The 3832-nt window shown below is 57.9% G+C and carries 5 protein-coding genes; 2 read left to right on the top strand and 3 right to left on the bottom strand.

Translation table 11 applies throughout. From position 1 onward, the window contains the following. From VGI36_11245 to VGI36_11235, 3 genes are all read right to left on the bottom strand, one after another. On the bottom strand, positions 1-710 hold a 710-nt coding region (locus VGI36_11245; GenBank protein ID HEY2485719.1), incomplete at its 3' end, for a DNA-binding domain-containing protein. Then, the gene (locus VGI36_11240) at positions 695-1561 is read right to left on the bottom strand and encodes a DUF692 domain-containing protein (protein ID HEY2485718.1); all 867 of its coding nucleotides are present in this window, start codon (positions 1559-1561) and stop codon (positions 695-697) included. The genes VGI36_11245 and VGI36_11240, both read right to left, overlap by 16 nt. A gap of 99 nt (positions 1562-1660) precedes the next feature. Beyond that, positions 1661-1942 (bottom strand): hypothetical protein, encoded by a 282-nt coding sequence (locus VGI36_11235; protein ID HEY2485717.1) that lies wholly within the window; start codon positions 1940-1942, stop codon positions 1661-1663. A 223-nt stretch (positions 1943-2165) separates the two neighbouring features. Between VGI36_11235 and VGI36_11230 the strand changes: the two genes are divergently transcribed. Both VGI36_11230 and VGI36_11225 read left to right on the top strand, forming a co-directional pair. After that, a complete protein-coding gene (locus VGI36_11230) occupies positions 2166-2690 on the top strand; it encodes a DoxX family protein (protein ID HEY2485716.1) in 525 nt (174 codons plus the stop codon). Between the two features lie 53 nt (positions 2691-2743). Next, positions 2744-3832 (top strand): DUF1329 domain-containing protein (locus tag VGI36_11225; GenBank protein HEY2485715.1); only part of this gene is annotated, 1089 nt, incomplete at its 3' end.

The following is a 3832-nucleotide window of genomic DNA, read 5'->3' as shown; positions in this document are numbered from 1 at the left end:
CACGCGAGCACGAACTCCTCGCCCCAACAGAGAGCGGCGAGGGCGTTCAGTTCGACCTCTTCGAGCGCACGGTGGCAGGCGTACTTCTTGCGCCAGACCATGATCGTGTTCGACTTGTGAAGCGCCAGGCCAACAGCTCCCCGCTCCTCGGTAACACGCAGCAAGTCATCGACTCTCCAATCGCAGGCGAGAAGTTGAACTGCCGGATGGAGGCCCAGACGGATCGATGGCCACTCCGACGGTGGAGTCAGCCGCAACTCCTCCAAGCTTAGCGGGATCGCGTCCGGGGCCAGAAAAACTTCGACTATCGCACGCTCCACGCGGACCAGGTCGGCCAGGTAAGGAAATCGATCGATCCACTCTGAACTGCTCGCGAACGCCGCAAGATGCCGCGACGCATCCGCGATCGACGGCTGACTGGGAGGGTAGGCAATCAGATAGCCTGTGATCAGATTGTGGAAATTCACTTCGCCCAGGATCGCGAGGGTCGCGGGAAAGTCTTCCTTGATCGCATCCAAGAGCCGATAGAAGTACATGTTGGCGTAGATGTTGACCCGCTCAATGGCTGAAACGTGCGCATCGCCCACTACCAGCGCGTCAAGGCCGCCCGCCGGCAAACACCTCTCGGCGCCGAGTCCCTCTTCGACTCCGTTGGGTGCCGTTATGAGGCGGCAGAGCAGCTGCTGCAGGTCGGCTAGGCGGGGTTGCATTCGGGTTCCTCGAACGCAAGTAGGCTCGACGCCGCCTCATGCCTCATGCGTGCTTCGTTAGCGTTCGCCTCGAGAATGGGAAACTCCGGGATGTTGTCGTCCCATTCGACCAACGCGGAAACCTTCCCGAAACGGCTCACGGCCTTCTCGTAGAGCACCCACACCTCGGATCGTATCGGATGGTCATGGGTGTCGAGCAGGTACGAGCCGTGATCGCTGTGCCCCGCCAGATGGTATTGGACCACGCGCTCCGCGGGCACTGATTCTATGTACTGCACAGGATCGAAGCCGTGGTTGAATGCGCTGACGTAGACATTATTGATGTCCAGTAGGATGCAGCAATCAGACTCTTCTGCGACGGCGCTCAAGAAATCGCACTCGCTCATCGTCGAATGCTTGAAAGTCATGTAGCTCGATACGTTTTCAATCAGGATTGGGCGCTCGAGTATTTCCTGGACCTGACGAATTCGCCCAGCTACCCATAAGACCGATTCTTCTGTGTAAGGCAGCGGCAGGAGATCGTGCAGATTCTGGCCTCCCACCCCGGTCCAACATAAATGGTCGGAAACCCAGGCCGGCTCGAAACGCCGAGCAAGATCACGCAGACCGGCCAGGTATTCCCGATTGAGAGGATCAGTCGAGCCGAGCGACATCGATACGCCATGCAGCACGATCGGATAATGCTCGCGCACCCTTTCGAGAATCTGCAACGGGCGGCCGCCGGGCACTATGAAATTTTCTGAGACCACCTCGAACCAATCGACGGGCGGATGCGCGTCGAGAACGTGCGTGTAATGCTGCCGCCGCAGTCCGACGCCGAAACCAAGAAATGGAAAATCAGCTCGCTTCATGATGCATACGACCGACGCAATCAGCTTTGGAAATTGTTTTGAGTCCTGGCGGAACGCGCCGGGGCGAGGGACAGCGCGCTCCGACCGGGACTCCGCTACCTACGACTCAGTATGTCCGCCTTTCTGCGTGCACTCATCCTGGCTCGAGGTGTTTACGAAACCTTTGCCCTTGCACGCGTTCTGGCCCTTGCAGTCGTTCTGGGCACTCTTGCAGGAACTCTGGCCCTTGCAAGCGTTAGCTCCCACGCACTTGACCTTCGCGGGCTGGGCTTGTGAGCTGCTGGACGACATCGCCCCTGAGTCCTGGGCCACAGCCGCGGTTGCTAGAAACAGCGTGGCGACCGCAGACGCGAGCAGTGCTCCCTTCGTTCCTTTGTTCATCGTGGTTCTCCTCTCCGCTTAATGCGGACTGAAAGTATTGCGTACCGACCGTGCCGAACCGCTGAACCGCGGCGACCCCTACTTGTGCCAACGATTGGTTATTCCGGCAGACCAACGAAAAGTTACAGGCCACATTGCCAGGAGTTGCGTCGCTGGAGAGCGGCGTAACTTTTCATCTCTTGCTGAGTACTTTCCGACAGACGACCAAGGAGACGGGCCTGACATGCGCAAACTCGAATCGTTGATAGCCATCGTGGAAGAGTTCCTACGGCGGCTCTCGTCATTCAACTGGCTCGCAGCGCTGCTTATGCGCCTGTTTGTCGGGTATTTCTTTTTCGAGACCGGATGGGCCAAGCTGCACAACCTCGACGCATTTACCCAGCGGTTCATGGAATGGGACATACCGCACCCGGCCTTCAATGCTGCCCTTTCTGCATACACCGAGTGTATCGGCGGAGCGTTGACCGTGGTGGGGCTCGGGATGCGCTTTGTTTCAATCCCTATGATGATCAACATGGCGGTCGCGATCATCACGGTTAAATTGAAGAACGTCGCCGGCCTGGACGACTTCGTCGAGCTCGATGAGCCTCTCTACGCATTGGTCTATTTCTGGCTGATGATTTCAGGGGCCGGATGGATCAGCATCGACAATCTCATCAGGCAAACGCTCGGAGCTGCCCTTCGGAACGACAAGTCTCCAGGCTTATCGTCCGCTACCTCAAGCGCGTCCGTTTCCCCACTGCGGTGAATCTCCAAACGGTTCCACGTTTCTCAAATCAAAATCGAGAAAGGAAGGACTCTATGAAATACAATCGGATTACTGCCATCGTTACTCTCGCCATTGTGCTCGCCTGCTCCTCGACATCCCCCGCGAGCGCACAGGTAAAGCCCGGGGACCTTATCACTCGCGACAATGCTTCAAAGGTCGCGGGACTGGTAAGTCCGGGAAACATGTTTCTTGTCCAACAAGGCATGGCAATGCGCATCGTTCCGACTGGCCAGTTGGAATGGCCGCCGCCGTATAAGGCCGCCACCGAAAAGTATTCGTCACAAGTTGGTCTCTCGCCGGACGGAAACCTCGCGAACTATGTCGCCGGTCTGCCCTTCCCGATGGTTGACGCCGACGATCCGCAGGCGGCGAGCAAGATCATGTGGAACTTTGAGTTTCGCCCCATGTACACCGACGATGTCGACGCTCGGAATGTCGAGACCCAGAGCTATGCCGCTGGTTCGTCGGATGAAATCGAGCATTTCGCCTTCGGTCATTTCGGTTTGTACAACTACATAGGCCGGACCGAGGTGGCACCAGTGCCTATCGATCCCGGAGTCTTGAACATGGGTATCGCCTCGCGTGGCGGAGTGTATCCAGTGCTCGAGCCGGCCGAAATGCGTGGCGCAGGAATTGTTCGCGAGCGTTCCATTCTACCGAAAGTCGAAGACTACGCATGGGAGTATAGCTCCAGCAGCAGGCGTCTCCGGCGTCTGCCAGCTTCCGAGCTTTCCGACGCCTTTGGTGTCGCCCGGATCAGTGGTGCCGGCACCCGGTCGGGAGGGGGAGGCGCGACGACTTACGCATCGACACTTGATCCGAACTCCGCGTTCGGATTCTCGGGAAAGATCACAGAGTACAGCTATCGGCTTCTGGGCGAACGTTCGATGCTTGCGTCGGTGGATGGGAATTCGCCCGCGACGCCCTGCGCTAACGATGGAGGTCGTACAGTCTGCGAGAATTGGCAGCCACGCCGCATTTATGTGATCGAGGCGACCGCAAAGCCTGGTTCGGCGCTCAGCGCCAGCACACTCATCCCGAAAAGGATTTTGTATATCGATTCAGAAGGATGGTTCATAACCGCGTCTGACCTGTATGACCGCGATGGTCGGCTGTGGAAG

This window comes from Candidatus Binataceae bacterium, assembly GCA_036495685.1.
Taxonomy (GTDB): Bacteria; Desulfobacterota; Binatia; order Binatales; family Binataceae; genus JAFAHS01.
This window is presented reverse-complemented; position numbering and strand designations above follow the sequence as displayed.

Excerpts from the sequence above, each read along its gene's own strand:
- VGI36_11240 (HEY2485718.1), bottom strand. The coding sequence starts at position 1,561 with ATGAAGCGAGCTGATTTTCCATTTCTTGGTTTCGGCGTCGGACTGCGG.
- VGI36_11235 (HEY2485717.1), bottom strand. The coding sequence starts at position 1,942 with ATGAACAAAGGAACGAAGGGAGCACTGCTCGCGTCTGCGGTCGCCACG.
- VGI36_11230 (HEY2485716.1), top strand. The coding sequence starts at position 2,166 with ATGCGCAAACTCGAATCGTTGATAGCCATCGTGGAAGAGTTCCTACGG.